This is a genomic window from Brevibacillus sp. SIMBA_040, from assembly GCF_046535075.1.
Classification (GTDB): Bacteria; Bacillota; Bacilli; order Brevibacillales; family Brevibacillaceae; genus Brevibacillus.
The window spans coordinates 1-258 of record NZ_JAWRXI010000269.1; the positions used below are offsets into that span (position 1 = coordinate 1).

1 protein-coding gene is annotated in these 258 nt (G+C 50.0%); it reads right to left on the minus strand.

Going from position 1 to position 258, the window contains the following annotated elements:
- Positions 1-258: hypothetical protein (locus tag SB752_RS32805; protein WP_410719564.1), on the minus strand; the 258-nt coding region annotated here is incomplete at both ends.

Consider the following 258-nt stretch of genomic DNA (forward strand, 5'->3'; position numbering starts at 1 on the left):
GATCCGGTATTGCACAAGTTAGCTGATCTGCGTGTTCATTGATAGCGACGCGAAGGCGTTGGAAATATTCAAAGGGGACGGATTTGTCTTTCGATGCATTGACCCAAGCATCAGAGATGATGCGGAACGGATTCGGCCAAACGTCCTTTGTAGCCTTAATGAACGACGCATCTTCGCCGGCACGGTAAACCGTGCTATAGAATTTATCGACAGCACGGATCTGGGTGAACAGGAGGACTGTCTCGAGGTGCGTAATCG